Here is a 25,240-nt window from a genome sequence, read left to right on the forward strand (position 1 = left end):
ATGGACAAACTCGTTGTGCACGGCGGCTCACCACTCAGGGGTTCCGTTAACATTTCCGGATCAAAAAACGCATCGCTGCCCATCCTGGCGGCGGCGATTTTAAGCGGTGAGGATTGCATCATCCGCCGCGTTCCCGACGTTTCGGATACCAATTACATGATCCAGATTCTCAGCGCGCTTGGTGCTGATGTGGAACGCTCATCCGGAACCGTGCGGATCACCTGCGCGGATATTTCCGACGAAGCCCCCTACGAATTGGTCCGCCGCATGCGCGCATCCATTTGCGTCATGGGCCCGCTGCTCGCCCGCAAAGGCCGGGCAGTCGTTTCACTTCCCGGCGGATGCGTCATCGGCGATCGCCCGGTGGACCTCCACCTGCGTGGACTGGAAGCGCTGGGTGCGAAGGTTGAATTCGAGGGAGGGAATATCATTCTCACCGCGCCGGACGGATTGCGCGGAGCGGAAATCGATCTCCGCGGTAGCAACGGACCGACGGTTCTCGGCACCGACAACGTGATGATGGCTGCAACCTTGGCCGAAGGCATCACGGTAATCGAATCCGCTGCGGCTGAACCTGAAGTGCTGGACTTGGCGAATTTCCTCAACGCGATGGGCGCGAAAATCGAAGGTGCCGGAACCCGTCGCATCACGATTGAGGGCGTGAAGGAATTGCGCGGTGTCGAGCACACCGTCATCCCGGACCGCATCGAAGCCGGGACCTTTATGGCCGCCGCCGCACTCGCTGGCGAAGGAGTCACCCTCAATCGCATTTGCCGCGAACACCTCAAGGCCATCACCGAGCAAATCATCAAGTCGGGCCACCGCGTGGAGTTCAATGCCGAGGGAGATTCGTGCACCGTTTACCGAGGAGAAGAACTTCGCGGCTGCGAGATTTCAACATCGCCCTATCCGGGTTACCCGACCGACATGCAGGCCCAAATGACGGCGCTGTTGGTGACGACTCCGGGCATCAGCCTGATCAAGGACACCATTTTCCCGCAGCGATTCATGCACTGCTCCGAGCTGAAGCGGATGGGAGCCGACATCAAGGTCGACAACGGCACCGCCATCATTCGCGGAGTGGAAAAACTCTCCGCCGCCCCGGTCATGGCGTCCGATTTACGCGCCTCCGCCGCACTGGTCCTCGCCGCCCTCACCGCCAAAGGCAGCACGGAAATCAGCCGACTCTATCACATCGATCGCGGCTACGAACACATCGATGAAAAACTCCTCACGCTCGGCGCAGCGGTTGAGCGGGTGAAGGGGTGAGAATGGGCTCTACGGGGAGAACACGCGCCCTCGCGTGTCGGTCCCGGCGCCCTCGCCGGGATCCTTCGCGGGAAAAACTTTGGTGCTGGGTTACGATTAAGTCGGCAAGCAGGGACAGTGGAGCTCATCTGGCGGCGAGGCGCCGCCAGCAACACGCGAGGGCGCGTGTGCTCCCCAAGATCTAACAAATGAACTTCGGTGCTGGATTACGATTGAGTCGGCAAACTGGGACAGCGGAGCTCATCTGGCGGCGAGGCGCCGCCAGCAACACGCGGGGGCGCGTGTGCTCCCCCAAGAAATGGGATCTGATCCGACTACAATGGCAGATCGTAGCTACGCCCACTCACGCCTTCATGCCAGCGAATGTAGGCGGCATTCACCATCGAGAAACCACCGGCAGTTGGGTAATTTCCGGTGAAATACCAATCCCCGCTCGGCCCTTTGATGGAAGCGCGAAGGTTTTCGATGCTTTGGAAAATCACCTCCACTTCGCCGTCCCACTCGATTTTTTCGGGGTAGACCATGCGGCTGATCTCTGCGGAAATTTCCTCATCCGTGAACGCATCATAGATGGCGCAAACACGGTTGGTGCGCTCAGCGGCCGGCTTTTGCAATTCTGCCCGACAATCTTCATAAACCTGATCAAGCAAGGCATGTCGGCCCGCACGACGATGCAGCGCAACGGCGGCTTGGAAGGCGATGAACTTGCCGAGCTCAGACATATCAATGCCGTAGCAATCGGGATAACGAATTTGTGGTGCGGTTGAGCAAACGACGATCTTCGAAGGCTTGGTGCGGGCGAGGATCTTCAGGATCGACTTCTTCAGGGTGGTGCCACGAACGATCGAATCGTCCAGCGCCACGAGATAATCACCGGGTTTCACCACGCCATAAGTGATGTCGTAAACGTGGGACACCAATTGATCGCGACCTTTTTCCTGCGAGATGAAAGTGCGTAACTTGATGTCTTTGTGCGCGACCTTTTCTCCACAGGGCCAGTTTCTCAAAATGAGATCATCGACCAAATCTGGGGTGAGATTCCCTTCTTCGACGGCTTTCAAAATCGATGCCCGGACTTCCTGGCGACGATAAAGCCGGAGACCATCCATCAACCCATGATAGGCCGTTTCCGCCGTATTCGGAATGAACGAAAATACGGTTTTGTCGAATGCCCCGTTGATGGATGCGACGACTTGGGAAACCAGCGCCGCGCCCATGGCTTTGCGCTCGCGATAGATTTGCGGATCGTTGCCGCGGGAGAAATAGATCTTCTCGAACGAGCACGGAGTGTATTTTTGCGGTGGAGCAAATACCGCATCCGAAATCGTCCCATCTGATTTGATCGTGATGATCGAGCCGGGATCGACTGCTTTGACTTGATCCACTTCCGCTTCGAAAACGGTCATCAAGGGCACCCGCTCGGAAGCAAACGCCACCACCTCGTCGGTGATCAGCATGTGGCATGGCCGGATGCCACGTGGATCGCGCATAACAAACATGTCGCCATTCCCGACAGCGCCACAGATGGTGTAACCCCCATCCCAAGCGGAGGCGGATTCCGCAACCAATCGCGCAACATCGAGAGCCTCGGAAATTTTCGGCGGCATCTGATCACCGGGAACTCCGGCATCGCGCAGTTGGCGATAAAGATCGGTGTGATGCTCATCCAAATGGTAGCCGATTTCCTCCAGCACCGTCTGCGTATCGGTGCCGAAAACCGGGTGCTGACCGCGCTCGATCAACACCTGGTTGAGCGCAGCGGCATTGGTCATGTTGAAATTTCCCATCACCATCAGGGTCCGCGTCGGCCAGTTGCTGCGGCGCAAATAAGGATGGCAGGAACCTTCATCGAACTCACCGGAAGTGCCGTAGCGCAGGTGACCCAGCAGGATTTCCCCGCCGAAATCGAAATTCTTCTTCACGCTGCTCGGATCATTCTGATCCATGATTCCCTTGCGGGCCATCTTGGAGAAGCTCTTGATTTCCTTGCGGAAAATCTGTGCCAACGCGTCTTTTTCAATGCCCCGGCGGCGATGCACATAAGGCTGGCCGATGGGCATGTCCAATTTCACGCAACCGATACCGGTGCCATCCTGGCCACGGTTGTGCTGCTTTTCCATCAACAGGAAAAGCTTGTTGAGACCCCATAGGCAGGTCCCATAACGGTCATAATAATACGCCAGGGGTTTGCGGAGTCGCACAGCGGCGATTCCGCACTCGTGTTTCAGGAAATCGCTCATCGTTCGGAAATTCGATCAATCATTCGCCGGATACGCGCACTCGGACGCCTTCCTGAGGAACCATGCGCCCGATTATCACGCCGCCTTCCCCTGCCGTCAAACTGGCTTGCACATCTTTTTCCGCAACAATCGCCACCCAGCCGATGCCCATGTTGAATGTGTGGAATCGATCTTCCGAATCCACGTGTGCCAACAGCTTCTCGATGCCAGGAAGATCCCACTTTGGAATTTCCAAATCCGCACCCATTCCGCGGAACAGGCGCTCCAAATTCTCCGGAAGACCGCCGCCAGTGATGTGCGACATGGCCTTCGGTTTGACGCCGGATTTTTTCAGGTCCGTCGTCACGTCATGATAAAGTCGGGTCGGCTTCAACCAAGCAGCCAGTTCCTCCTCAGTCACCTCGCCCGGATGCTCCGCCAATACGCGCCGCACCAGCGACCAGCCATTGGCGTGAATGCTGTCCGACGGATAGCCGATCAGCACATCGCCGACTTCCACCGTGGTCGGATCGACCAAATCAGATTTCTCCGCGCAACCGATGCAAAAGCCGGAAAGCTCGATGATGCCCTCCGGCACGATGCCTGGCATTTCCGCCGTTTCGCCACCGGCGAGGATGCAATTGCAGGCTTCCAAATAGTCCGCCATGCCGGCGATCAAGCGAGTGATCCGATCCTCGTCCAGCGCGGCGATGCCGATGTAGTCGAGGAAAAGCAGCGCATCGCCGCCCGTAGTGAGAATGTCATTCACACTCATCGCCACCAGGTCCTTGCCTGCGGTTTCCAGCAAATCGTGTTCGAGCAGCAGCTCCAGCTTGGTGCCGACGCCGTCGCAACCGGTCATGATGACAGGTTCCTTGTAGCTGCTCAAATCGTAGCACGCAGCGAAGAGCCCGAAGGCACCCCACAGTTTGCGCGATTGCTGGGTTCGACGCACGTGCGTCCCGATATCGCCTACCAGAGCAGCCGCTTTACGCGTATCCACTCCAGCCTGTTGGTAAGTTAGCTTGCCCGCCATGTTGCCGTGCGGGCTTTCTACCAGCCGCCCCCCTTTCGTCACGCAGAAAAACCCCGCATCGGCGGATCGTTCGATCTTCTATCAGAAAAAATGTTCCGGAATCGTGAAATTTGGTGCCCATTGGCCTGATTCTAGATGGTGGCGGCATCACCAATTCGTTTACCCTTCTTTCGCCGCGAAAGCTCCTAACCATCACCAAACCGTCGGTCGGACTGAGGAAAACATGGATCATTTCGATGCCGCCAGCCGCCTTCCTCTGAAGGTTTTTTATCTCTCCGATCGCTCTCGCGGAACATGGGTAAAAATATTTTTTATCGCTAAGCCATTGGGCAAGAATTCAGTCCATATTTTCCGCTTCCAGAACGGCGATTCCCTTCTTGAATTCCATTGCTGAACCCAAAGGAAAAAGATAGTGAGCGATGGTTATAGCAACCTCCCCATGAAACATCATCATTGTTTTGCGAGTCGTGTAAAATCTATCAGTTCATCCAAATTCATCGGAGCCGCTTTCAGTCTAAGCACGCTCCTTTTCATCCAAGCCGCCAATGCTGCGGACATCACCTGGACCGGTGCCACCAGCGACGTGTTCAACCTCGGTACCAACTGGAGCTCCGGAACAGTTCCAGGATCGAGCGATAATGCGCTATTGGCTGCTGGCACTGCGGTATTTAACGATGGTTCCACCATCTCCGTCGGCTATCTATCCTCCACCACCGGTAGCCTGACCATCGGTTCCGGAACGTTGAACCTGATCTCAACCAGTTCTCAACAAAACTTCGGCAACAACGGTGGAACGCTCAACATGACAGGAGGCACGCTCAACATCGCGAGCGCCTTCGTTTACCGGATCGGCGCCTCAAGCAGCACAGCTACCACCTTCACCATGTCGGGTGCATCTGCCGTGAACACGACAGGCGGCTCTTACTTTGTCATCGGAAATGGCATCTTGAACGGCGGCATGTCCGACACTGCTTCGATCAGCTCATCCGCGAGCAACTTCTATTTTGGCGACAGCGCCGGGACCGTGAATTTCACGATGTCCGGAAGCTCGAAACTCAATTCCTCGGCGGGCACTTTCGTCATTGCGAACGGAGGTTCCACCAATACCACCTTGTCACTCACCGACTCAGCATCGATCAACGTAACAGGCGGCACATTGAAAATCGCCAGCGGCGGAAGCTCTACAGGCACTCTGACTTTGTCGGATGATAGCTATGTCAACGTCACCTCGACCAATGCCGTTATCGTTGGCGGTGGTGGTGGATCGACCGCCTCTGTCACCTTGAACGGAAACAGCTATTTCAACGCCACCAAAATCAAAATGGGCGATGCAGGAACCACTGCTTCCGGGTCCACATCATCCATCACGCTGAACGATAGTTCCACCATGACGCTTCAACAGCTGACAGTCGGGCACTATTCCGGTGGCGGCACATCAACGGTCACCGTGAACACAGGAGCCAAGCTCACCGCAAGCAGCTACGTGACACTTGGCCGCGATGATAGCGCTACCGGCACAGCGGTTTCCTCCTTGATCAATCTCAACGGTGGCGTTCTGGAAACCCAATATGTCCAGAATGGATCAGGAACGGGAACCCACTTGCTAACAGTCGACGGCGGAACGGTCCGAGCTCTTGCCAGCGTGGCGAATTTCTTCCCTGCAGGCATGAACGGCAGCAGTGCGATCAATACCATCACCACCCCGGTCACCATTGCTGCCGGTGGCATGACCTTTGATACCAATGGATTCAACGTTGGAATCGGCACGGTGATCGACGGCAGCGGCGGACTGAATAAGATCGGAGCCGGTGATCTTACCATCAATTCGGCACTAACCTACACTGGTGAAACTTATGTCACCGAGGGCAGCCTCTCGGTTGGGGCGACGGGATCACTTGCCACATCGCTCATCTCAGTAGCCAGTGGGTCGATTCTGTCGTTCGATACCGGATCAGGACTTACCAATCTGACCACCATCGAGTTAGCAAGCAGCACAGCCGTTGAACTGTTCTATGATGGAGACATGACTCTCGAATCACTGACGTTGGATGGTGTCGAGGTAGATCCCGGGACTTACACCATTTCTGAACTGAACGCTCTGGGTTCATCCTCATCCATCACCTTCACCTCGGATGCCTTCAATGCGACACTGTCGATCATCCCTGAACCGGGATGCCTGACGCTCACCGCTTTTGCCGGCATGCTCTTGCTGCGCCGTTCACGCCGCGCCTGAGAAATAAGCTAAACATCAGAAGTTAACCTTCCAAAACCGTCACCCAACCCGGGTGGCGGTTTTAATTTATATGCATGTCATCCACGAAAGTGACAGTCGATGGAAACACTATATATTTAAATCGCATATAACTCTATTATCATCATTAACAATCCTCACTGGATCGCAAAACGATTCTTTCCCGGCAGAATGAGAATCCCGTAACCTGTGCCAAGTGCAGCAACGTTCTGTGGTTCCAGAGATACTCGATCGACTTCCCGCCAACGATCCGGAAGCGGTGAGGAGTCGACGGGATCTTCGAAGAATCAATTTCCTGATGGGAAATGAACGCTGGGTCTTGAAAAACCTGCGCCATCTCGCCACGGCACCCGCCTCAACCATCACCGAACTAGGAGCTGGAGATGGGCATCTGTCCCGGCAAATCGCCCACCACTTTCCAGCATCTCAACTCCACGCTTGGGATCTTTCCCCGCCCCCTGAGACTCTGCCTACCAATCTGAAATGGCACCAAACCGACATCTTCGATGACTTATCATCCATTCAGGGTGACGTCCTGATCGCGAATTTGTTCCTGCATCATTTCGAAAAGGACGCACTTCAGCAAATCGGAACGATTGCCGCCCAGTTCAGCACTTTATTGTTTTGCGAACCGGATCGCGCCCGGCTGCCACATTTTCACGGTCGCCTGCTGCATCCGTGCATCAATCGGGTCACGAAACACGACCTCCACGTAAGCATCGATGCCGGCTTCTCTGCGGGCGAAATTGCTGAGTTTTTAGGGCTCAACCCATCTGTTTGGAAAATCCGTGAACAATCTAACTGGCGTGGATCGCGCCGTGTCGTAGGATGTCGGATTTGACACGTTCCATCACCATTTCTGGGGGAGGCTTGGCCGGTCTCTCGCTGGCGATCGCGCTTCGTAGGCGTGACCTGCCAGTCAGGATTTTCGAATCCGGAAGTTACCCACGCCACCGGGTGTGCGGGGAATTCATCTCGGGCGTTGCCGATGAAACTCTGGAAAATCTTGGGATCGCCCATGCATTTTCCGAATGCCGACGACATCGGTCATTTTCCTGGTGGCAACAAGGTCGGGAATTTCATCAGGGTCAACTCGATCAACCTGCGCTCGGCATTTCTCGCCATCACCTTGATTACCAGCTTGCAACGATGGCCCAGCAAATCGGCTGCGCATTGCAAACCGGTCACCGCTCCAAGCCCGCCCCCTTCGATGGCCACATTTGGGCCGCCGGAAGACGGCCCTGCGACGGCCCTTGGATAGGACTCAAGGCGCATGTGAAAGGCATCAAAAAAGCCAGCGATTTGGAAATGCATCTCGGTGCAAACGGCTACCTTGGCCTCGCCGAAGTCGAAGACGGTTGGGTAAATGCATGTGGGTTATTTCGCATTGATCGCTCCATTCGCGCCAAAGGTCCGGACCTCCTCTCCGCCTATTTGGAAGCTGGCGGAAATACCCGTCTAGCGACCGACATTAGGAATGCGATTTGGCGGGATGATTCATTCACAGCCGTGGCCGGATTTTCACTTGGCCGACAACCTGAAATCCCGGGTTTGCTTTGTCTGGGTGATGCCGAAAGCATCATCCCGCCATTCACGGGCAATGGCATGTCGATGGCATTCCAGGCCGCGGAAGCAGCGATTTCCCCGCTCGTCCAATGGCATGACGGCAAGATCCCTTGGGCGACAACCGTATCCGAAATCAAGGCCGCCCTGCGTTCTCAATTTTCCCTTCGGCTGCAATCGGCACGCCTGCTGCATCCCTTCTTACTCAAAAAATCCGGTCGCACCTTGCTACGCGCACTTGCGGGCTGCCGCGCTCTCCCCGTCCGCCCCATTCTTTCCCTTATCCGCTGATCTGCATGTATCTCCGCTCCATTGCCACCCGGGTTCCAACCCGCTCTTACACCCAGGAATCCTGTTGGGAGGCTCTCAAAAATAATCCTCTCGTGGATGAACTGAATCCGCGATCGAAGCTCTTGCTCGGAAAAATTCTCACCAGCAAAACCTCCGGCATTTCCACTCGCTTCCTTGCCCTGGATACGCTCGAAAGCGTCTTTGACTACGATGCGGAACAACTGAACCGCGACTTCGAACGCGAAGCACCACCGCTCGCCGCGTCCGCGCTGACAGATGCCTTGGAAAAGGCCGGGCTCGTGGCGGAAGAGATCGACGCGTTGTTTGTTTGCACCTGCACCGGCTATCTTTGTCCGGGCGTCAGCAGTTACATCGCGGAAATCCTCGGCATGCGGCCCGATATTTATCTGGCCGATCTGGTAGGGCTGGGATGCGGAGCCGCCATTCCGACCATGCGGGCCGCGCAAGGTTACCTCGCGGCGAATCCTGATGCGATCGTTGCCACAGTGGCCGTCGAAGTTTGCTCCGCTGCCTTCTTTGTCGATGATGACCCGAGCGTGCTGATCAGCCTCTGCCTGTTCGGTGATGGAGCAGCCGCTGCCATCTGGAGCGGAGAGGGCAAGCCGGGGGATTGGAAGGCTGAGAATTTCACCACCTTGCACCGGCCGGAACAACGGGAGAAAATCCGATTCATCAACTCTGCGGGAAAATTGAAAAACCAACTGCACCGGACCGTGCCGGCGCTCGCTGCAGATGCGGTCTCTGAGCTTTTCAAAAAACGCTCATCGGATCCGGATCAGGTCCTCGCCCATACCGGCGGGCGCGATGTGCTAGACGCCTTGGAGGCGGTCCTCCCATACGCTCTAACAGAAAGTCGCGAGGTGCTCAAAACCTACGGCAACATGAGCAGTCCGTGCATTCTGTTCGCGCTCGAAAAGCGGCTGCAGCAACAACGTCCGGGCGATCAACAGCTTTGGCTAACTGCATTCGGCGCCGGTTTTGCGGCGCATGCCTGCGAGCTATCCCGTTAGATCAACGAGCTGGCATATCATCGTTCACCGGAATTTCACCACGCAGCATCTTTCCAATCTCACCCGTTAACCATAGGTAATGATCTTCCGGTAGATCACCATAACTCACAAACGGGCTATCTCCCACAGGAGTATGCGCACTGACTTTGAAAATGGCAGTGCCTTCATCCACCTCATCAAACATCGCCACATAAAGCATATCTGCTCCGCTGCGCTTTGCTTCCACAGCCTGTTGCCAGAGAAACTTCCCGGACTCGCGATCGATGGCATTCAGCTCGGCTTTCTGGCCATGACTTTTCTGCAAGTTATGCCAACTGAAACCGGGAAAAATCACCGGCAGGTAGTCACATCCCGACTTTGCGCACCATTTCAGATCACCCCCGATCCGATCTGGCAGCACTTTGCTGACTTCAGCTGATCCCCGATATCTCCCAACTGCCCAAGGGCTGATGATGTCTGCTTTTGCTAGAACTTCTTTCAATTCAGAATCCGAAACCGCATCTCGATTTCCATCGCGCCAGAAATACGGAACACCCAGCATGATCGCATTTCCGCCGAATATCGGGTCGCTTTTCAAATCATCGATCAACTTCGCGCACTCTTTCAGACCGTAATCTCTGCCATCGGAAAATCCAACACCCCAGAGTGCAATCAACGGCTTGCCATGATCATGAAGATAGCCAGGGTCATCTGTCACTTTGGCATGTTCTAACAAACGCTGCCAATCCTGCTCAATGAGCGGCACCACTTCGGATGCATTCATCCCTGATAAGTCGTACATCACTGCCCAGGATCGGCCATGTTTCACAGCCGCTGTGCGGACATGATCCATCACCGCAGTGCAGAAATCGAAATCCTGCGGACTTCGCAAATTCGTTCCAAATCGCTGAAGCATGACTCCATCGATGCCGTATTCCTGCATCCAGGCGAAATGTCGATCCACCGTATCCGGATGATATGAGGAAAATAAATGAGCAACCGAGCCATCTTCATATCGGAACGGCGTCGGATATTTCTCCTGATCTCCCATTTCCGTCGTAGAGGGCCACATTTCAAAAGTGCAATTGCCGGGTCCAAGGTCACCACCTCCATAATGCCGCCAGCCTAATCCTGAGCCATCGCCCTTCGCGCCGAACCAGCCCTGATAACCGGCGATCACTTTCCCGTGGATATCAGGATGATTTACGGATGACGGGTTAGGAATCGGATGAAGCCGCTGGATGGCAAGCTGCCACGAATCAGCAACGGCTTCTCTCGCTATCATGGAGCAAGAACCGGCAAGATAAAGAATTGCTGCAAGTTTCAACCATCTGCATCCCGTATGAATCGCCATCCTGGATGCTACGCGCCCGTGACCTATCAAACTATCAAAACCCATCTATGAGAGTTGCCACCCTGACGACGTCTGCGTTTTTCGCCATGCAGTTGATTTCAACCGCTGAGGACATCGCCATCACCACCCGCTCCACAGCCCTCGTCGTAAGAATCAACGACGGGCAAAATCCAAGAATCGTCCACTTCGGCAAACGCCTGGCCCATCAGGAAGAATACGCAAAACTCCCGGATCAACCGCGATCCACGGAAGATTACACCGGCCTCTACAACTCCGCTTACACCCCGGCTGGTTCGCGCAATCTTCTGGAGCCAGCCATTCAGGCGATCCATGCCGATGGCAACCCGTCTCTCGATCTCCGGTATGTCAGCCATGAGAGCATCCAAGGGCCAGATACCATCACCACAGAAATTCATCTGAAGGACCCGGCCTATCCATTCCAAGTCACGCTGTTTTACAAAGCCTATCAGGACGAGGACCTAATCGAGCAATGGAGCGTCATTCATCATGATGAGCCATCCTCGGTGAAACTGGAGAAATATGCATCGGCGAATCTTACCATTTCTGCGGCGAATTATTATCTAACCCAATTCCATGGCGACTGGGCAAAGGAAATGCAGCCTCAGGAATCCAAGCTGACCGCCGGCATCAAGGTGCTCGATTCCAAACTGGGCACCCGGGCCGACCTATTCCAGCCCCCATCATTTCTGATTTCTCTAAACCAGCCAGCCGCAGAGGATACAGGAGAAGTCATCGCTGGCACACTGGCGTGGACGGGAAATTTCAAAATGGATTTCGAAGTCGATCCACTGGGCGAATTAAGGCTCATCGCCGGGATCAACCCTTATGCATCCGAGTATGTGCTCGATCCCGGAGTTGATTTCAAAACCCCATCATTCATCTACACCTATTCGTCCGAAGGCAAAGGGCTCGCCAGCCGCAATCTCCATCAATGGGCGAGGAAACATCGGATTCCGCATGGAGAAGGAAACCGCCTGACACTGCTCAATAATTGGGAAGCGACTTATTTCGATTTCGATGAAAAGAAATTAGAGGATCTGTTCGCCGATGGCAAAAAACTTGGAGTCGATTTATTCCTGTTAGATGACGGTTGGTTCGGCAACAAATACCCTAGAAATGGCGACAATGCCGGTTTGGGGGACTGGCAGGAAAACCAGAAAAAAATCCCGAACGGCATCGGAAACCTGATTCAGAAATCGGCCGAAGCCGGAATCAAGTTCGGCATCTGGATCGAACCCGAAATGGTGAACCCGAAGAGTGAACTATTCGAAAATCACCCGGACTGGGTGGTCATGCTACCGAATCGGGTACCCTACTATTTCCGCAATCAATTGGTTCTGGATTTATCGAATCCAGAAGTTCGCAAGTTTGTGCACGACACCGTGGATCAACTTCTAACCGAGCATCCCGACATCGCTTACATCAAGTGGGACTGCAATGCCGTGATTTACAACGCATGGTCGCCCACGCTCAAGCATCAGGGAAATTTCTATGTCGATTTCGTCAACGGCTTCTATGAAATCACGAGCGATCTTCGCAAAAAGCACCCTGATATTCCCATGATGCTTTGCTCTGGGGGAGGTGGCCGCGTGGACTACGGTGCGCTAAACGACTTCACCGAGTTCTGGCCCAGCGACAATACCGACGCATTGGAACGGGTGTTCCTGCAATGGAATTACTCCTACTTCTTCCCCTCCATCGCCACCTGTGCCCACATCACCGAATGGGGCAAGCAGCCGCTAAAGTATCGCACCGATGTCGCCATGATGGGCAAGCTCGGCTACGACATCGTTGTCTCAGAGATGTCTCCAGATGATCTCAAATTCAGTCAAGAGGCACTGGCCACTTACGCAAAAATCAAAGACGTCATCTGGCATGGCGATTTGTATCGTCTCGCTTCCCCCTACGAAAATGACTTTGCGTCGCTCAGCTATGTCAGTCCGGGAAAAGACCGGGCTATTTGGTTCAACTATTTGGTGAACAACCGCTATCAGAAAGGCAGCGATCGCGCCATCAAACTCAAGGGACTGAATCCTGAAGCGACTTATCAAATCACCGAGATCAACCTGTATCCAGGGAAGTCATCGGCATTGGACCCATCGGCGAATCAATTCTCCGGCGACTATCTGATGACCGTCGGCTACAACCCGAAGGTCAATGCCGACCGGAGCAGCGTGATCCTTCAACTGGAGGCAGCGAAATGAAATGGCTTTCAGTCCTACTGGCAATCGGGCTAGCGGAAGGAAAAACGATTCCCCTTTCCTCACCGGACAGTCGAAACCGCATCTCTCTTGAAATTACGGAGACAGGCGAAATCCACTACACGGTGGAGCGTGATGGCATTTCGATCATTGACGAATCACCCCTTGGTCTGATCACCAGCGATGGTGATTTCACCAAACAACTTCGCTTGCTTTCGGTTAGTGATCCTTCCATACAAACCGAGAACTACACACTCATCTCGGGCAACCAGCGAAGTGTTCATCAGGAACACCGTCGACTCAGCATCAAACTGGAAAATGCCAACTCGCAATCCTTGTTCATCGATCTGGATGCAGGGAATGAAGGCGTGGCTTTCCGATATCGATTTGATCAACAAACCGGGTCACCACGGACCATTCAATCCGAGTCGACGGGTTTTAAAATCTCTGAGCAAGCGCATGGATGGATCTCACCTTATAACAATAGTTCCGATACCAGTCCGGCTTATGAGGATTACTATTTCAAAACGCAACCGGGTTCAGCACCACCTGATTCACGCGGTGGCAAAACGCGCGGCTGGTATTTTCCGGCCTTATTCGAACTCCCGACCGGCAAATGGATCTTACTGACTGAAAGTGCAACCACTGAGAATTACCCGGGATGCCACTTGGCATCGGATTCGCAAGGCGGGATTTATCATATCGAGTTTCCGTTTCCGGATGAACGCACCCAGGGAGTCGATTTCCCACCATCTGCGCTGCCGCAACATCAACTGCCCTGGACGATGCCATGGAGAGTGATTGCGCTCGCAGATTCTGCTGCTGGAATTGCCAATTCCACACTGGTGACCGACCTTGCGCCAGCATGCGAGATCGATGACGTTTCCTGGATTCGCCCTGGTCGTGCATCATGGAGTTGGTGGGCGCACCCCGACTCACTAGATCAAACCGCCACCTCTCAGATCTATCAGCACTATCTCGATGGAGCCGAGCACTTCGCTTGGGAATACACCTTGTTAGACGCGGGTTGGTGGCAAACGGACATGGCCAAGATGAGATTCGCCGCCGAGCAAAAAGGCATTGGCTTGCTGGCATGGACACACGCCAATGATTTTTATGACCCGAAAAAGCGCGCCGCGAAATTGGACGAGTTCAAGCAAATGGGAGTCGCTGGTATCAAAATCGATTTTTGGTGCTCCGATCGGCAAGAAACCATGGAAGCGATCCAGTCAACGCTGCGCGAAGCGGCAACTCGTCATCTTCTTGTGGACCTCCACGGCTGCCCTCTAACCCGGGGATGGCAGCGAACGTTTCCGAATCTCATCTCTGCTGAAGCAGTGCTGGGCACTGAGTCCTACATGTTCGATGAACGCTATCCCGAGAAATCCGCAGAGCTTAATGCCATCCTCCCCTTCACGAGAAATGTCATGGGGCCCATGGATTACACCCCGCTCGGATTGGGCAAAAAAGGTTATGCCCGGCAAAACAGCGCCGCTCACGAATTGGCCACCGCGTTCATCTTCAACAGTGGAATTGTCCACTTCGCAGACGATCCGAAAATCTACGAAAAGTTCCCAGCTCCAGCGCAAGATGCCCTACGGTCGATCCGAGCGGCGTGGGATGAAACCCGCTATCTGATCGCCAGACCTGGGGAATTGGTCGTAGTTGCCAGACGGGCCGGAAAATCCTGGTTCATTGCTGGCATCAACGGTCAAAGCAAAGATGAAGAGATCACTCTGCATCCAAGTGAATTCGCGCCATTCCAAAAAGCATTTCTGATCGCCGAAGGGTCGAACCCGTTGGATGACTTGTCCTCAACCCCACTGAACGGTGATCCAGAAATAAGCCATGTCATTCCAGCCAAGGGAGGGATTCTCATCTGGCTTTCAAATCCAGAATGAGGCTTTGGCAATGATTAATTCGGAACCGCAATATCACGAATCCCCATCAGCTCGATCTGTCCGGACGACGGGCTTTTGAAAAGAATTTGCAGAACGCGGACGGTGCCCGGGTTCGGCCAAATACCGGACGCGATTTTTTGCCACTGACCATTCTCGAATCGGTAGGCAACCATTCCGGAAGAATTGCTAGGTCCCACAGGTGGATCGGAGATGACCTTGATTTCTCCAACTTTGAAATCGAAATTCTTTTTCTCTAACTGAATTCGGACTGGAAGCGGGCTGAGATTCAGAATTTTCAGCGAACCCTTGGGAAAACCTTTCTTGTCATCCTCGATTGGATAGACACGGCATGGCGGTGCACCGGCCGCACCAGTCCCCGGAACAAACATGCAAATCAGCGAGGATGGGTTCCCCGGGATCGTCAGCGATGCGACAACATCTGCGGGCGACTTGATGCTTTGGTGCTCTGGCTTCTTGGTGAAAATGATCGACTTCCCTTTGAGCGGAATCGTGCCCGAATCCCGGTTGAGGTAATCCTTTACAGTCAATTTAACCCCCACCGCCTCATCACCACCGGCAGGATCATGCATATAAAGCTCCGGGAGCTGAGCAGGTAGTTGAAACGAAAGCCCGCGGACATGTATGCCTGGCCCCGCCTCTTTCGGGGTCGATTCCGTCTCGGTTGATTCGGTTGTCTGCGCGGCGCAAACTGGAGCGATCAGCACCGCAATCGCCGACAACAATGGACCAATAATTCGATAAATTCTCATGATTCAAAATGGATCTTCAGGTCTCGTCTGATGCAAGCCATCGGAATGATACTAAAACAAATTGCCGACCGAAGCGCTTATTAATTTCAGATTTCAGATCATCCACCGATTGATCCGGCAGATCCGTGCGTTCGACGAACTGGGGCATCCGCTGCACCACGGCCTCACACCGGGCCGAGGCAATGATATTGCCATGAGTATCCTTTGCCTCGCCATAACCGCGAATGCGAAACGTATCGCCACGAACCGTCACCACGGGAGCCAAAGCCATCAGAAGATCGCCTTGAGTCACGATCGAGGGTGCGCCTTCAGCACTGTATCCTTCCCGCGCTTCTGGAAAACGGATGCCATTCAAATCGGTTGTCGAATGCACCGAATTATTGGTGATGCTGACCGAATCCTTGGCTTGGAAATCACGATTGATTTCGGAGTTTTCGATTGCTGTTTCCAGTAATCCTTTTGCGACATGCAGCCCCTCCGCGCTTCCCATGCGCCGGTTCACAAATTCTCCGAGTGAGAGAAATGGAGCCTTATCTTCTCTTCCACGAAGCTCGATTTGCTTCACGATTTCCTCTGACAAACGCTGCAACTGCTCATCGCTCAGGGAGCGGAATCCGGCCCAACGGCGCTGACCTTCCACATCCAAACTTGCTTCCTTGCCTTCTCCGTCTCCTGCGATGGAAAGGCTCATGCGCGGGTAGGATGTGACATTATCGGAGCCTAACTCCGCATTCCGCCAGCCGAGAACTTTTTGATTTTTCAGTGATGATAGGAACGCGAACCATGCGTCCTTGGAAACCGAATTCACATTGAATGGTCCGGCGATGCCTAAATTCGCGCCAATGCTTTTGCTCAAATCCTGATCCGATTCCGCATCCAGTTTGTTCACCAATTCATCCATGGAACTCTCGCCCTGGATCATCGGAGTGAGCCGCTGATTCAACAGCTGACCGGACCCTGCGAAAAAGTCCGACATCAAATCCGCTCGGGTTTCACTTTTCAACAAGCCGCTGGTGTAGTCGGTCATCGTCGAAAAGAAGAAGTGGTCCCACATCGCATCATTCAACAGATACGAATGATCCAGAATCGTGGTTTTCTGTGTGGTCGAGTTCACATTATCCTGCGCCGCTTCGATCACCGCCTTGATGCCATCCGATGGGATCAGCGGTTGCGCTCTGGAGTTCCCAAGCGGGTGCATCACTCGTGGTGGCAATTGACTGGAAACGAGATTCGCCGGAATGAGGTCGCCCAGACTCGCAGCCGGCAAGACGGGAACCCGATGCATCGGCACATTGGTGGCGCCGCGGTTCGCAGTCGTGCTTGCGCCGAAATATCCACGATTGCCTTCAGGAGAAATGGAAATCCCAGGGAAGGAGGTAAAGTCGCTCGTTTGTTCTACCCGAACATCATAGACATCCAATGCGTTGCCAACTGCGGATGAGTCCTGCGCGGCTCCTTCCACCACTGGATTGTTATGCAACCACGGAATGGAGCTCGCATTATCAACCGTTGTCTTGGCGCTCACCGTCAGCAAGGCAAAGGGCGATTTCCCCCCCGGACTCGTGTCCCGTTCAGCTTGCAAAAGGTCACCAGCGCGGAAATCCCGTTGCACGACCGTATTGGAAAGATCGCCGTTGATCTCAGATGCGATGTTCTGAAACCGGAATTGATAGGAACGCAGATAATCGGACTTCGGATCAACGGTTTCCCCCGCCAATAGATCAACGGTGAAATCCGGCTGTCCCCGAGCTGAGGTCGCTTTGCCTGCGGTAGCGTAGGCACTGACGGTATCCTCCACCCAGACGCCGATCCAGCCGTCATTGCGGAAATTATCCGCCTCCCAGGAGTAGAGAGTTCCAGCAGGGCGCTTGCCGCCACCATAGCTCAGGTGGTCGACCTGGAAGCCGGCTCGCGGATCCCATCCGGGAACGCTCTCAACTCCATAGGCTGCCTTGGCTCCCCCGCGGCCGTCCTCGTTGCCAAATTTCTTCCCGGCATCCCAGTCGAAGAAAGTACGACCATTATAGTGGTCACCGGCATCGGTCTCAAATCCCCAAGTCCAATTGCTCTCCACCCGTGGTGAAAACACTTTCAATTCGCCAGGCTCCAGACGAATGGATCCGCCAAATTGATCCGCCGTCCCACCACCGAGGATCAGGGTGAAATAGCGACGGGCCGTGGGTGTATCCTGAGTCGCAATTTGAAAACGGGCTAAATGCTGAAAACCACTTCCCAGGGGAGTTGCCGAAAATTCATTGCGCAACCAGACACCATTTTTCTGGAAACCAAACAAAATCGGCGGATCCGAAATTCGCACCCGTAGGTTATCCAATTCAAGGGCGACATCGTAAGGATTGTAGAGCGTAACCACTGGATCATAGGTCAGCATCGGCACCACATATTGAGCGTTGCCCTTGGGATACGGCCGAGTGGGTTTGCTATTGTAAACATTCACGCGATCCTGAATCCGCGCGTTGTGAGCCACCATCGAGAACATGATCTGCAATTTCGAGATAATCGGCAGCAGCCGCTCTTGGGATGGAGCGGTGATGAGTCCTACGGTCGATGGGGTCAGGTCATTTTTCGTCAATGTGATCTCAGGTGTCCCGACTGCTGACTGATTGGTCCTGCGATAAAGTTGATAGTGATTCCGCAAATAATCCCAGGTCGGTGCTCCGTTCTCCGGTTGAAAATAAGGGGTTTCTCTGCCGAATACCGAGGTCAAATCGCTATCCGATTCGAACAGCTGGGTCAGATCGGTTTTAAATCCGCCCGATACCACATCGGTCAAAAGTCCAACTGAATATGGAGTTAGATCCGTCTCGTGTGTTTGTAGTAGTTTGCCTTGATTCGCTGCGGCAAGAGCTGCGGTTTGAAGGGTGACCAGCTTCAGGGGATCTCCGATCTGATCGGGATTTAAATTGCTAATGATACCTTCCGGATAAGCCCGCTCCGGAGAGATTCTGCGCGCCACTTTTTCACCATCGGTCGTCGCCTCGGTATCAGGCAAATTGATAGGTGCTTTCTGGCTTTCATCAATCACGGCCCAGGCGTAGGAACCGTTAATTTTTCCATCTTTCTCAATCGGCACTCTGGCGGCAGCAAGCCCGGTGGTCCCAGCCGTCAAGTCGGGCCGCACCAACCAAGTCTGATTGGTTAGATCACCTTGTGGCAATTCGAGGTTGAGTTCATCTTCAACCGAATCAACAGAGGCAAGCCAGCCTTTGAAGAGTTTGCTTTTTGCGCCGTAATCCGGGCTGGACTCGGTTTCAGGGTTCCAACGCCAACTTTCCCAAACTCCCAATAAGTTGGGCTGTTTGGCAGCCGGAAACATGGCGGAAGCATTTGCACAGATACGCTGATCCGGACCGAGTAAATTTTGCAATTCACCCATCGCCATCATCAGCGAGAACCGAGCATTGGCCTGAGCTCGTTGCTGAGCTCGCGCCGCCCCATCCGATCGAACTGAAATGGTGGAAAGCGAAAGCAATCCCACTCCCAAAACAATCAGCAACGACATCATCATCAACACCACCATCAGCGCGAAGCCCTTTTCGCGGGCTAGCCGGTGGCGTGTGGATCGTTGGGGGCGGCAGGCGTATCTCATATGGAGCGCTTTCGCGTTGGCATGTGGTCACGACCCACCCACCCCGTTGACACGCTTGCACACATCGCAGGGGGGAATGAGCCTCATCAAATCATCAAGGAGCTACCAACGTGGAGTCTGAAACCAGAACCCGGAGGAATACTTTGGGAACGGTGGGGGAAGTTCCCGCCACTGTGAATGTCCGGTAAGTCCAGTCAGAGCTTGAGAGCGATGGCATGCCATCGGAAAGAGCGGGCGTGACCTCCGTCACCTCCAAGGTGGTGAAGTCCTGCAGATCCGATGACGCCTGAATGGTGTAGCTGATGCCATCCACCGAGGACGATACCAAGTCTCCTGGACCGGTAAAGGTAACTCCAGCTCTCACTGGCAGGGTGATGGTCAGGGCGTTCACACCAGCTGAGACTTCGGCAATTTTCGAAACCACTTTTCCATCGTTGCCGGCGGAGAGCGGTGATCCATCCAGCGCGAATTCCATGAAGTTCGGGCGGCCATCACCATCAGGGTCAGCATCTCTACCGTTGTTGCTGGCGCTCAATCCGGCAGAGGTCGACCAATCGGCATAATCCGTTGGTTCGGTGCCACCTGGAACGGTCAAGGTCACGGCCTTGCTGTCGGCATAACTCAGTTCAAAAGTCGTGCTGCCAATTTGCACATTCGCTCCTTCGGCCAATCCAGCAAAGGTGCCTTGAAGGGTGCCGGAGTAGGTCATCAAAGTGAACTTCGTTCCAGCTTCGTAAGTCCCGGATCCGGTGACTGCCAATGTGGCATTTCCAAGGCTCACATTGCCCGATACCACCACGGCAGAGGCCAATGAAGGACTCGCGCCGAAGGTGTATTTAGCAGTCGAGCCGGAGGCGAAAGTCAGGCCTTGCCCCACCGCGATGTTTCCGGATGCAGCATCCGGGAGCACATCCATGGTGCCAGCGACCTGGACACTGCCTGCAAGCGTGGTGCTTTCGCGGAGTTGCAAGGTTGTGCCGGAGGCAACGGTCACTTGTCCCGCTCCCAAAGATCCCCCAGCGCGAAGCACCAAGGTGCCGGCGTTGATGTCTGTTGGACCGGTGTAGGTGTTTGCGCCCGTCAATCTCAGGGTGCCCTCACCCAACTTTGCCAAACCTCCATCGGCGGAACCAGTGACACCTGTAGTCAGTGGAGAATCAAATGTTACCACAAATCCATTGGTATCCACGATTGCGCCGTCTTCTTTCACCGCAGCAACATTCACTGCGGTCATGAAACTTGCGGTTTCGGTATCACCGGTTTTGGCAAACAAGGTTCCTCCGTTGAAATTGAAGGTGGCTACTCCTGCATTGTCGTGGGCGATCCCGGTTGCGTTAACCGTTCCGCCGTTCAGATTGAAGGTGTTATCACCAGTTCCAAGTCCGTCTGCGCTGCGGCCAAATCGGATGATGTTGGTATCGAGCACTGCACTAGCGGACAGATTCCAAACACCGGTTCCCGGACTTTCGCCGAGCCAAAGTTCGCCAGTCGCGGTAAATGTTCCGGCACTTTGATTCACGGTTCCGAATCCACCGGTTCCGGTGCCGAGCACCAGATTGCCGTTGCCCGTTTTCGTGAAGGAGCCACCGGTCATGTTGAAAGTTCCGATCCCGCCTTCACGGCCGACTGCGAACCAGTTATCAAGCGTGACGACACCATCCGCGCTCAAATTGAAGGTCCCCTGTGACTTGGCACCATCCGCATTATTGGCGTTTTGACCAATCCACAGCTCACCGCTGGTGATCGCGAACGTTCCACCGCTCAGGTTGAAAACCCCGGTCGAAGCACCGCCATCGCGGCCACCGACAAACGCGCTTCCGCCACCTTGCTTGATCAGATTTCCACCTGTCATTTCGACACTACCCGTGCCGCCGCCCCGACCGATCGCCAGCCAGTTATTAGCGGTGTAAGTATCACCCTCCGCAATGTTCAACACGGAAACAGCGCCTACGCCCTGAGCGATTTGGGATTCACCACCGATGGAAACCGATCCTCCGTTGAGATTGATTGCGCCGCCCGAAGAAATGAAATTCGCCGTGGTGTCCAGCCCTTCCGCAGGAAAATTCAAGGCACCGGAACCTGCCTTGGTGATCGAGTAGTAGTTGAGTGATCCACCATTGCTGACGATCGTCTTATCGCCGTCACCAAGGAACGAGAAATTGCTGCCAATGGTGATTTGGTCCGGACTGAAGGTGCGGCTGGTCGCGTTCTCCAATGCGATCGTTGCCGTGGTCAGCGTGCCGAGCGGGTTGGTCGAAGACTCAGGCAAATTCTGCAACAGGAGCGTTCCCTCCAGCGCATAGTAAGTGCCGGTGAACACCTGATTGGTGGCATCAAGGGTCAGCGTGTTGGCACCCGTTTTATCAAAATACGTCCATGTCGATGCGTTCGGAAGCGTGCCGATGGAACCGGTGTAGACGTAATCCCCAAGGCGGGTATCGACCGCAACCGAAGCGCCTTCGGTCATGGTTGCATTGCTTAGCATCGTTTCAAATTGAGCCTGGGTGAAACCACCATCTCCCAAGCTGGCTCCGAGGACGCCAAATGCGTCCACCGAAATTCGCCCTGATACATCCCAGCCCGGCATGGCCGATGGGGCACCGGCGATCATGTCACCGTCACTGACTGTGATGTTGCCGTTGAATGTATTAGCACCCGTGAGACGCAGAATCCCTTGGCCAAGTTTGGTCAGGGTATCGCCAGTGCCAGAAGTATCACCATCCAACAAAGGTTGGGCGATCGTGACGTTGTAATTGTTCGTATCGATGATCGCACCGCCGGATTTGATCGAAGCGGTGGTCAATCCGGTCATGAACGCCGGCGCGTTTTCTCGTGCAGTCAGAGTCCCGCCGTTGAAGAAAAATGATCCAGTCGCTGCTGCATCTTTTTCCACCCGGTAGGTTGCGACCTTACCACCATCGAGATTGAACGTTCCATTCGAGGTTCCGTTCTGACCGAGGCGCAAGATGTTGAAATTAGCTTCCCCGGTTCCCGAAAGGTTCCAGACCGCCGTGCCGCCCTCCCCAAGCCAGGTTTGGCTGGTGATGTTGTTATAGACACCGCCGCTTTGGTTGATGGTCCCGGTGCCGCCTCCCGTTCCAAGCACGGTGCTACCGTTACCTGTCCGGGTAATCGTTCCGCCTGTCATGTTGATGACACCCATCGCGCCTTCCCGACCAACGGCCAGCCAGTTTTGAATGTCCAACGTTCCGCCACTGATGTTGTAAGTCCCGGCAACACCACCGCCGCCAGTTCCTTGGCCGATCCAGATTTGTGGCGTACAGATGATGCTCCCGCCGGTCTGGTTCAGAGTTCCCAAGCCAGATGGCAAGGTGTCGGTTTGTTCCCCGATCACAAGGGCATCATCATTGCTGTTGCCACCCGCTTTGTTGAGAACGCTATTTCCGCTGATGGTCATGGTTCCAGTGCCACCGCTGCCGAGATAGCTATGTCCGGTGCCGAGAACCAGGCTTCGATCCGTCAGATTGATGGTCCCGGTTCCGCCTGCGGTCACACCGGCACCGATCTGCTTCACGTTCCAGTCTGTGGAAATCTCAATCGTTCCACCGTTATTGACTTGGGCGTAATCGACACCTCCTGGAATGACCCCTCCGTCCCAATTGGTCGCAGTCGAGTAGGAACCGGTGGTTCCAACCCACTCAATATCGGCCGCCAAACATGGCAGACTTGAAGAAATGGCCAAAACGGCAGTTGCAACAAAGGCAAACTTGATCTGAAAGAGATTGATTCGGGGTTTCATATAGGGTTTTCGACAATAAAGATCTGCAACACTATCAAATCGATCCTTCCGGAACCGAATGTATCTGAAATATTTTGGGCCTGGGTCAGCCTAAATAGATCTCTGGATTAGATGAACGATCAGCTCCGTATTTTCCACCGGAACAGATGGGTTTAGTTCAATTTAATAGGGTTTGAGTGGAAGAACCCTATTCTCCGTGCCAGGCCCTCTCAAGGATTTTCTCCCGGCCAGGGTGTTCCTACGATTACAATTTTGCCGCTTGAGTGGGATTGGTCAACTCAACCAATCCCAAGCATTTTGAGCAATTTGCTCTGTAACAATCGGTTGCAGCAAAAGCAAAACGATCGATTAAATTCTACAACTCGAATTTATGGTGGATAGGCCGTAACTTGATGTGGATTTTAACCCACAGACAAAACGGTTCGCAAGCATAAGCAGATTTAATGCCCAATTAAGCTAAATCTATTCCCAGTCTCACTTCGTCACTAACTTAGCCGCTGCTAAATTGATCATCGGCGGTTATACTCGCCACCGCCGTTGTTAAGTATTACCCTGCTTATCGGCTTTTAATTGCCGAGTTTGGCTTCCAGCTCCGCGACGCGCTTTTCCAAGAAGCTTTTTGCCCGCGTTGCTTCGTTCAACTGCCTGGTAAGGTCGCCCGCTTGATCGCTGGTCAGGCTGTCTTTGCCATAGGTGGATAGCTTCTGATTCGCAGCATCCAGATTGGCTTTCAGCTCATCACGCTGCGATTTCAGATCGTTGACTTGTTTCAACAACAGGCGATTGTCATCCGCTGCAGATTGCGCGGTTTGCAACTCTGTCTGAAGACGTGAAATCTCCGTCATCGCGTCCTGACGGGCTTGTTCCGCCTGCATGAAATCCGCGCTTTTTTGGGAAATCTCTTGGTCTTTCTCTGCGATCAGATGGTGAAAACTTCCCGTCAGGGCAACCAGCGTCGATGCATCCTTCGTCAACCGAGCAGCGATCTCATCGACTGATTCGCTTTCGCTGGAAATCGGAGTCAACCCGAGTGCTTCGCGCTGCCGGTTCAAATCCACCCGGCGTGCTTCAAGATCGGCTTTCAGAGCCTTCACTTGAGCTTTATCCACCTGATTGGTAGCTACTTGCGGTTTTCTCGTATTCAATACGAAAATCATCATCAACACCGCCCCCGCAAACAACAAGATCACCAAATAGAGTGGAATCGGCGCGGATTTCTTAGGTTCGGCCGTCACCTCGACGGTTTCAACCACGGTCTCCTCCACCACCACTACGTCTTCCTGCTCGTTCGATTGACTCATGCGCAATGGTGCTTACGACCCGCCGCTGATGTCAATTCAGGGGTCAGGGAAGCGCCAACAGTCCCAGCAGTTCCTGTGGTTTGGAGAACACCAGTTCCGGGCCTTCAGCGGCGAGTGCTTCCCGCGAATTGAAGCCCCACGCTACCGCCGCGATCGAGATGCGAGCTTTTCTCGCGGCCTTGATGTCGCGGATTTCATCGCCCACATACAGCATCTCCTCGGGACGGAGCGAAAATGTCTTTCGAATCGCACGCAAATGACGGGCCTTACCCGTCAGTTTCGAAGTCGATGAAATGAAATCGAACAAATCGCGCAATCCATGCGATTCCAGGAAAAGCTCAACGTTTGGCGTCGAATTTGAAGTTAAAATCCCGAAGCCTTTGACCTGCGGCCGGAGCTCACGAAGCACCTCACCAATCCCTGGAATCAGTGGCAACGACTCGATGTTGCGCCGCATCATTCCGGTCCCACGTGCGATGAATACCGGAACCTTGCGTTTCGGAATCTCCAGATGAGCCAGCAATTCCTTCAACGAAAGATGACGCAAATTATCGATCTCTTCCCGGTCGACTTGGCGGATCCCGTAGTCTGGAGCGATCTCGTTAAAAATCTTACGACTTTCCTCAAGGGTGTCCGCAATGGTCCCGTCAAAGTCAAAGATCAGCGTCTGGTAATTCATTACAGCA

General features: G+C 54.1%; 15 protein-coding genes. 7 read left to right on the forward strand and 8 right to left on the reverse strand.

Going from position 1 to position 25,240, the window contains the following annotated elements; genetic code table 11:
• Positions 1 to 1,269, forward strand: coding sequence for a UDP-N-acetylglucosamine 1-carboxyvinyltransferase (murA, locus tag JIN85_RS01490; RefSeq protein WP_200266900.1), 1,269 nt, complete (start codon positions 1 to 3; stop codon positions 1,267 to 1,269).
• Between the two features lie 314 nt (positions 1,270 to 1,583).
• Here murA and JIN85_RS01495 read toward each other — a convergent pair whose 3' ends face one another.
• Together JIN85_RS01495 and purM are read right to left on the reverse strand one after the other, a co-directional pair.
• Positions 1,584 to 3,509, reverse strand: coding sequence for an amidophosphoribosyltransferase (locus JIN85_RS01495; RefSeq protein ID WP_200266902.1), 1,926 nt, complete (start codon positions 3,507 to 3,509; stop codon positions 1,584 to 1,586).
• Positions 3,510 to 3,528: 19 nt separating this feature from the next.
• Positions 3,529 to 4,524 (reverse strand): phosphoribosylformylglycinamidine cyclo-ligase, encoded by a 996-nt coding sequence (gene purM / locus JIN85_RS01500; RefSeq protein WP_200266904.1) that lies wholly within the window; start codon positions 4,522 to 4,524, stop codon positions 3,529 to 3,531.
• Between the two features lie 439 nt (positions 4,525 to 4,963).
• Here purM and JIN85_RS01505 point away from each other — a divergent pair, with 439 nt between their 5' ends.
• The 4 genes from JIN85_RS01505 to JIN85_RS01520 all read left to right on the forward strand — a co-directional run bounded on the left by JIN85_RS01505 (position 4,964) and on the right by JIN85_RS01520 (position 9,660).
• Positions 4,964 to 6,757, forward strand: coding sequence for a beta strand repeat-containing protein (locus JIN85_RS01505; RefSeq protein ID WP_200266906.1), 1,794 nt, complete (start codon positions 4,964 to 4,966; stop codon positions 6,755 to 6,757).
• Positions 6,758 to 6,971: 214 nt separating this feature from the next.
• Positions 6,972 to 7,616 (forward strand): class I SAM-dependent methyltransferase, encoded by a 645-nt coding sequence (locus JIN85_RS01510; RefSeq protein WP_200266908.1) that lies wholly within the window; start codon positions 6,972 to 6,974, stop codon positions 7,614 to 7,616.
• Positions 7,604 to 8,629: an NAD(P)/FAD-dependent oxidoreductase gene (locus JIN85_RS01515; protein WP_200266910.1), complete on the forward strand. Its 1,026-nt coding sequence runs from the start codon at positions 7,604 to 7,606 to the stop codon at positions 8,627 to 8,629. Before JIN85_RS01510 ends, JIN85_RS01515 begins: the two co-directional genes overlap by 13 nt.
• Before the next feature lie 5 nt (positions 8,630 to 8,634).
• Entirely contained in the window at positions 8,635 to 9,660 is a 1,026-nt protein-coding gene (locus JIN85_RS01520; RefSeq protein WP_200266912.1) for a type III polyketide synthase, read from the forward strand.
• 1 nt (position 9,661) lies between these two features.
• Here JIN85_RS01520 and JIN85_RS01525 read toward each other — a convergent pair whose 3' ends face one another.
• Positions 9,662 to 10,924 (reverse strand): glycoside hydrolase family 99 protein, encoded by a 1,263-nt coding sequence (locus JIN85_RS01525; protein ID WP_200266914.1) that lies wholly within the window; start codon positions 10,922 to 10,924, stop codon positions 9,662 to 9,664.
• 116 nt (positions 10,925 to 11,040) lie between these two features.
• On the opposite strand from JIN85_RS01525, the gene JIN85_RS01530 reads away from it, so the two are divergent.
• Complete coding sequence (locus tag JIN85_RS01530; protein ID WP_200266916.1) at positions 11,041 to 13,218, forward strand: alpha-galactosidase; 2,178 nt, start codon at positions 11,041 to 11,043, stop codon at positions 13,216 to 13,218.
• Positions 13,215 to 15,116 carry a glycoside hydrolase family 97 protein gene (locus JIN85_RS01535; protein ID WP_200266918.1) on the forward strand — a complete coding sequence of 634 codons (1,902 nt, stop codon included), beginning with the start codon at positions 13,215 to 13,217 and terminating at the stop codon, positions 15,114 to 15,116. Before JIN85_RS01530 ends, JIN85_RS01535 begins: the two co-directional genes overlap by 4 nt.
• Positions 15,117 to 15,130: 14 nt before the next feature.
• Here JIN85_RS01535 and JIN85_RS01540 read toward each other — a convergent pair whose 3' ends face one another.
• From JIN85_RS01540 to JIN85_RS01560, 5 genes are all read right to left on the reverse strand, one after another.
• The gene (locus tag JIN85_RS01540) at positions 15,131 to 15,886 is read right to left on the reverse strand and encodes a hypothetical protein (protein WP_200266920.1); all 756 of its coding nucleotides are present in this window, start codon (positions 15,884 to 15,886) and stop codon (positions 15,131 to 15,133) included.
• Positions 15,887 to 15,902: 16 nt separating this feature from the next.
• Entirely contained in the window at positions 15,903 to 19,493 is a 3,591-nt protein-coding gene (locus tag JIN85_RS01545; RefSeq protein WP_200266922.1) for a hypothetical protein, read from the reverse strand.
• A gap of 94 nt (positions 19,494 to 19,587) precedes the next feature.
• Entirely contained in the window at positions 19,588 to 23,253 is a 3,666-nt protein-coding gene (locus tag JIN85_RS01550) for a beta strand repeat-containing protein (protein WP_200266924.1), read from the reverse strand.
• A gap of 566 nt (positions 23,254 to 23,819) precedes the next feature.
• On the reverse strand, positions 23,820 to 24,554 hold the full coding sequence (locus tag JIN85_RS01555) for a hypothetical protein (RefSeq protein ID WP_200266926.1): 735 nt from the start codon (positions 24,552 to 24,554) through the stop codon (positions 23,820 to 23,822).
• 43 nt (positions 24,555 to 24,597) lie between these two features.
• The gene (locus JIN85_RS01560; protein WP_200266928.1) at positions 24,598 to 25,233 is read right to left on the reverse strand and encodes an HAD-IA family hydrolase; all 636 of its coding nucleotides are present in this window, start codon (positions 25,231 to 25,233) and stop codon (positions 24,598 to 24,600) included.
• Positions 25,234 to 25,240 lie beyond the last annotated feature (7 nt).

Origin of the sequence: Luteolibacter pohnpeiensis (genome assembly GCF_016595435.1) — a bacterium.
Taxonomy (GTDB): domain Bacteria; phylum Verrucomicrobiota; class Verrucomicrobiia; order Verrucomicrobiales; family Akkermansiaceae; genus Luteolibacter; species Luteolibacter pohnpeiensis.

Excerpts from the sequence above, each read along its gene's own strand:
- murA (WP_200266900.1), top strand. The coding sequence starts at position 1 with ATGGACAAACTCGTTGTGCACGGCGGCTCACCACTCAGGGGTTCCGTT.
- JIN85_RS01495 (WP_200266902.1), bottom strand. The coding sequence starts at position 3,509 with ATGAGCGATTTCCTGAAACACGAGTGCGGAATCGCCGCTGTGCGACTC.
- purM (WP_200266904.1), bottom strand. The coding sequence starts at position 4,524 with ATGGCGGGCAAGCTAACTTACCAACAGGCTGGAGTGGATACGCGTAAA.
- JIN85_RS01505 (WP_200266906.1), top strand. The coding sequence starts at position 4,964 with ATGAAACATCATCATTGTTTTGCGAGTCGTGTAAAATCTATCAGTTCA.
- JIN85_RS01515 (WP_200266910.1), top strand. The coding sequence starts at position 7,604 with ATGTCGGATTTGACACGTTCCATCACCATTTCTGGGGGAGGCTTGGCC.
- JIN85_RS01520 (WP_200266912.1), top strand. The coding sequence starts at position 8,635 with ATGTATCTCCGCTCCATTGCCACCCGGGTTCCAACCCGCTCTTACACC.
- JIN85_RS01525 (WP_200266914.1), bottom strand. The coding sequence starts at position 10,924 with ATGATAGCGAGAGAAGCCGTTGCTGATTCGTGGCAGCTTGCCATCCAG.
- JIN85_RS01530 (WP_200266916.1), top strand. The coding sequence starts at position 11,041 with ATGAGAGTTGCCACCCTGACGACGTCTGCGTTTTTCGCCATGCAGTTG.
- JIN85_RS01535 (WP_200266918.1), top strand. The coding sequence starts at position 13,215 with ATGAAATGGCTTTCAGTCCTACTGGCAATCGGGCTAGCGGAAGGAAAA.
- JIN85_RS01540 (WP_200266920.1), bottom strand. The coding sequence starts at position 15,886 with ATGAGAATTTATCGAATTATTGGTCCATTGTTGTCGGCGATTGCGGTG.
- JIN85_RS01545 (WP_200266922.1), bottom strand. The coding sequence starts at position 19,493 with ATGAGATACGCCTGCCGCCCCCAACGATCCACACGCCACCGGCTAGCC.
- JIN85_RS01550 (WP_200266924.1), bottom strand. The coding sequence starts at position 23,253 with ATGAAACCCCGAATCAATCTCTTTCAGATCAAGTTTGCCTTTGTTGCA.
- JIN85_RS01555 (WP_200266926.1), bottom strand. The coding sequence starts at position 24,554 with ATGAGTCAATCGAACGAGCAGGAAGACGTAGTGGTGGTGGAGGAGACC.
- JIN85_RS01560 (WP_200266928.1), bottom strand. The coding sequence starts at position 25,233 with ATGAATTACCAGACGCTGATCTTTGACTTTGACGGGACCATTGCGGAC.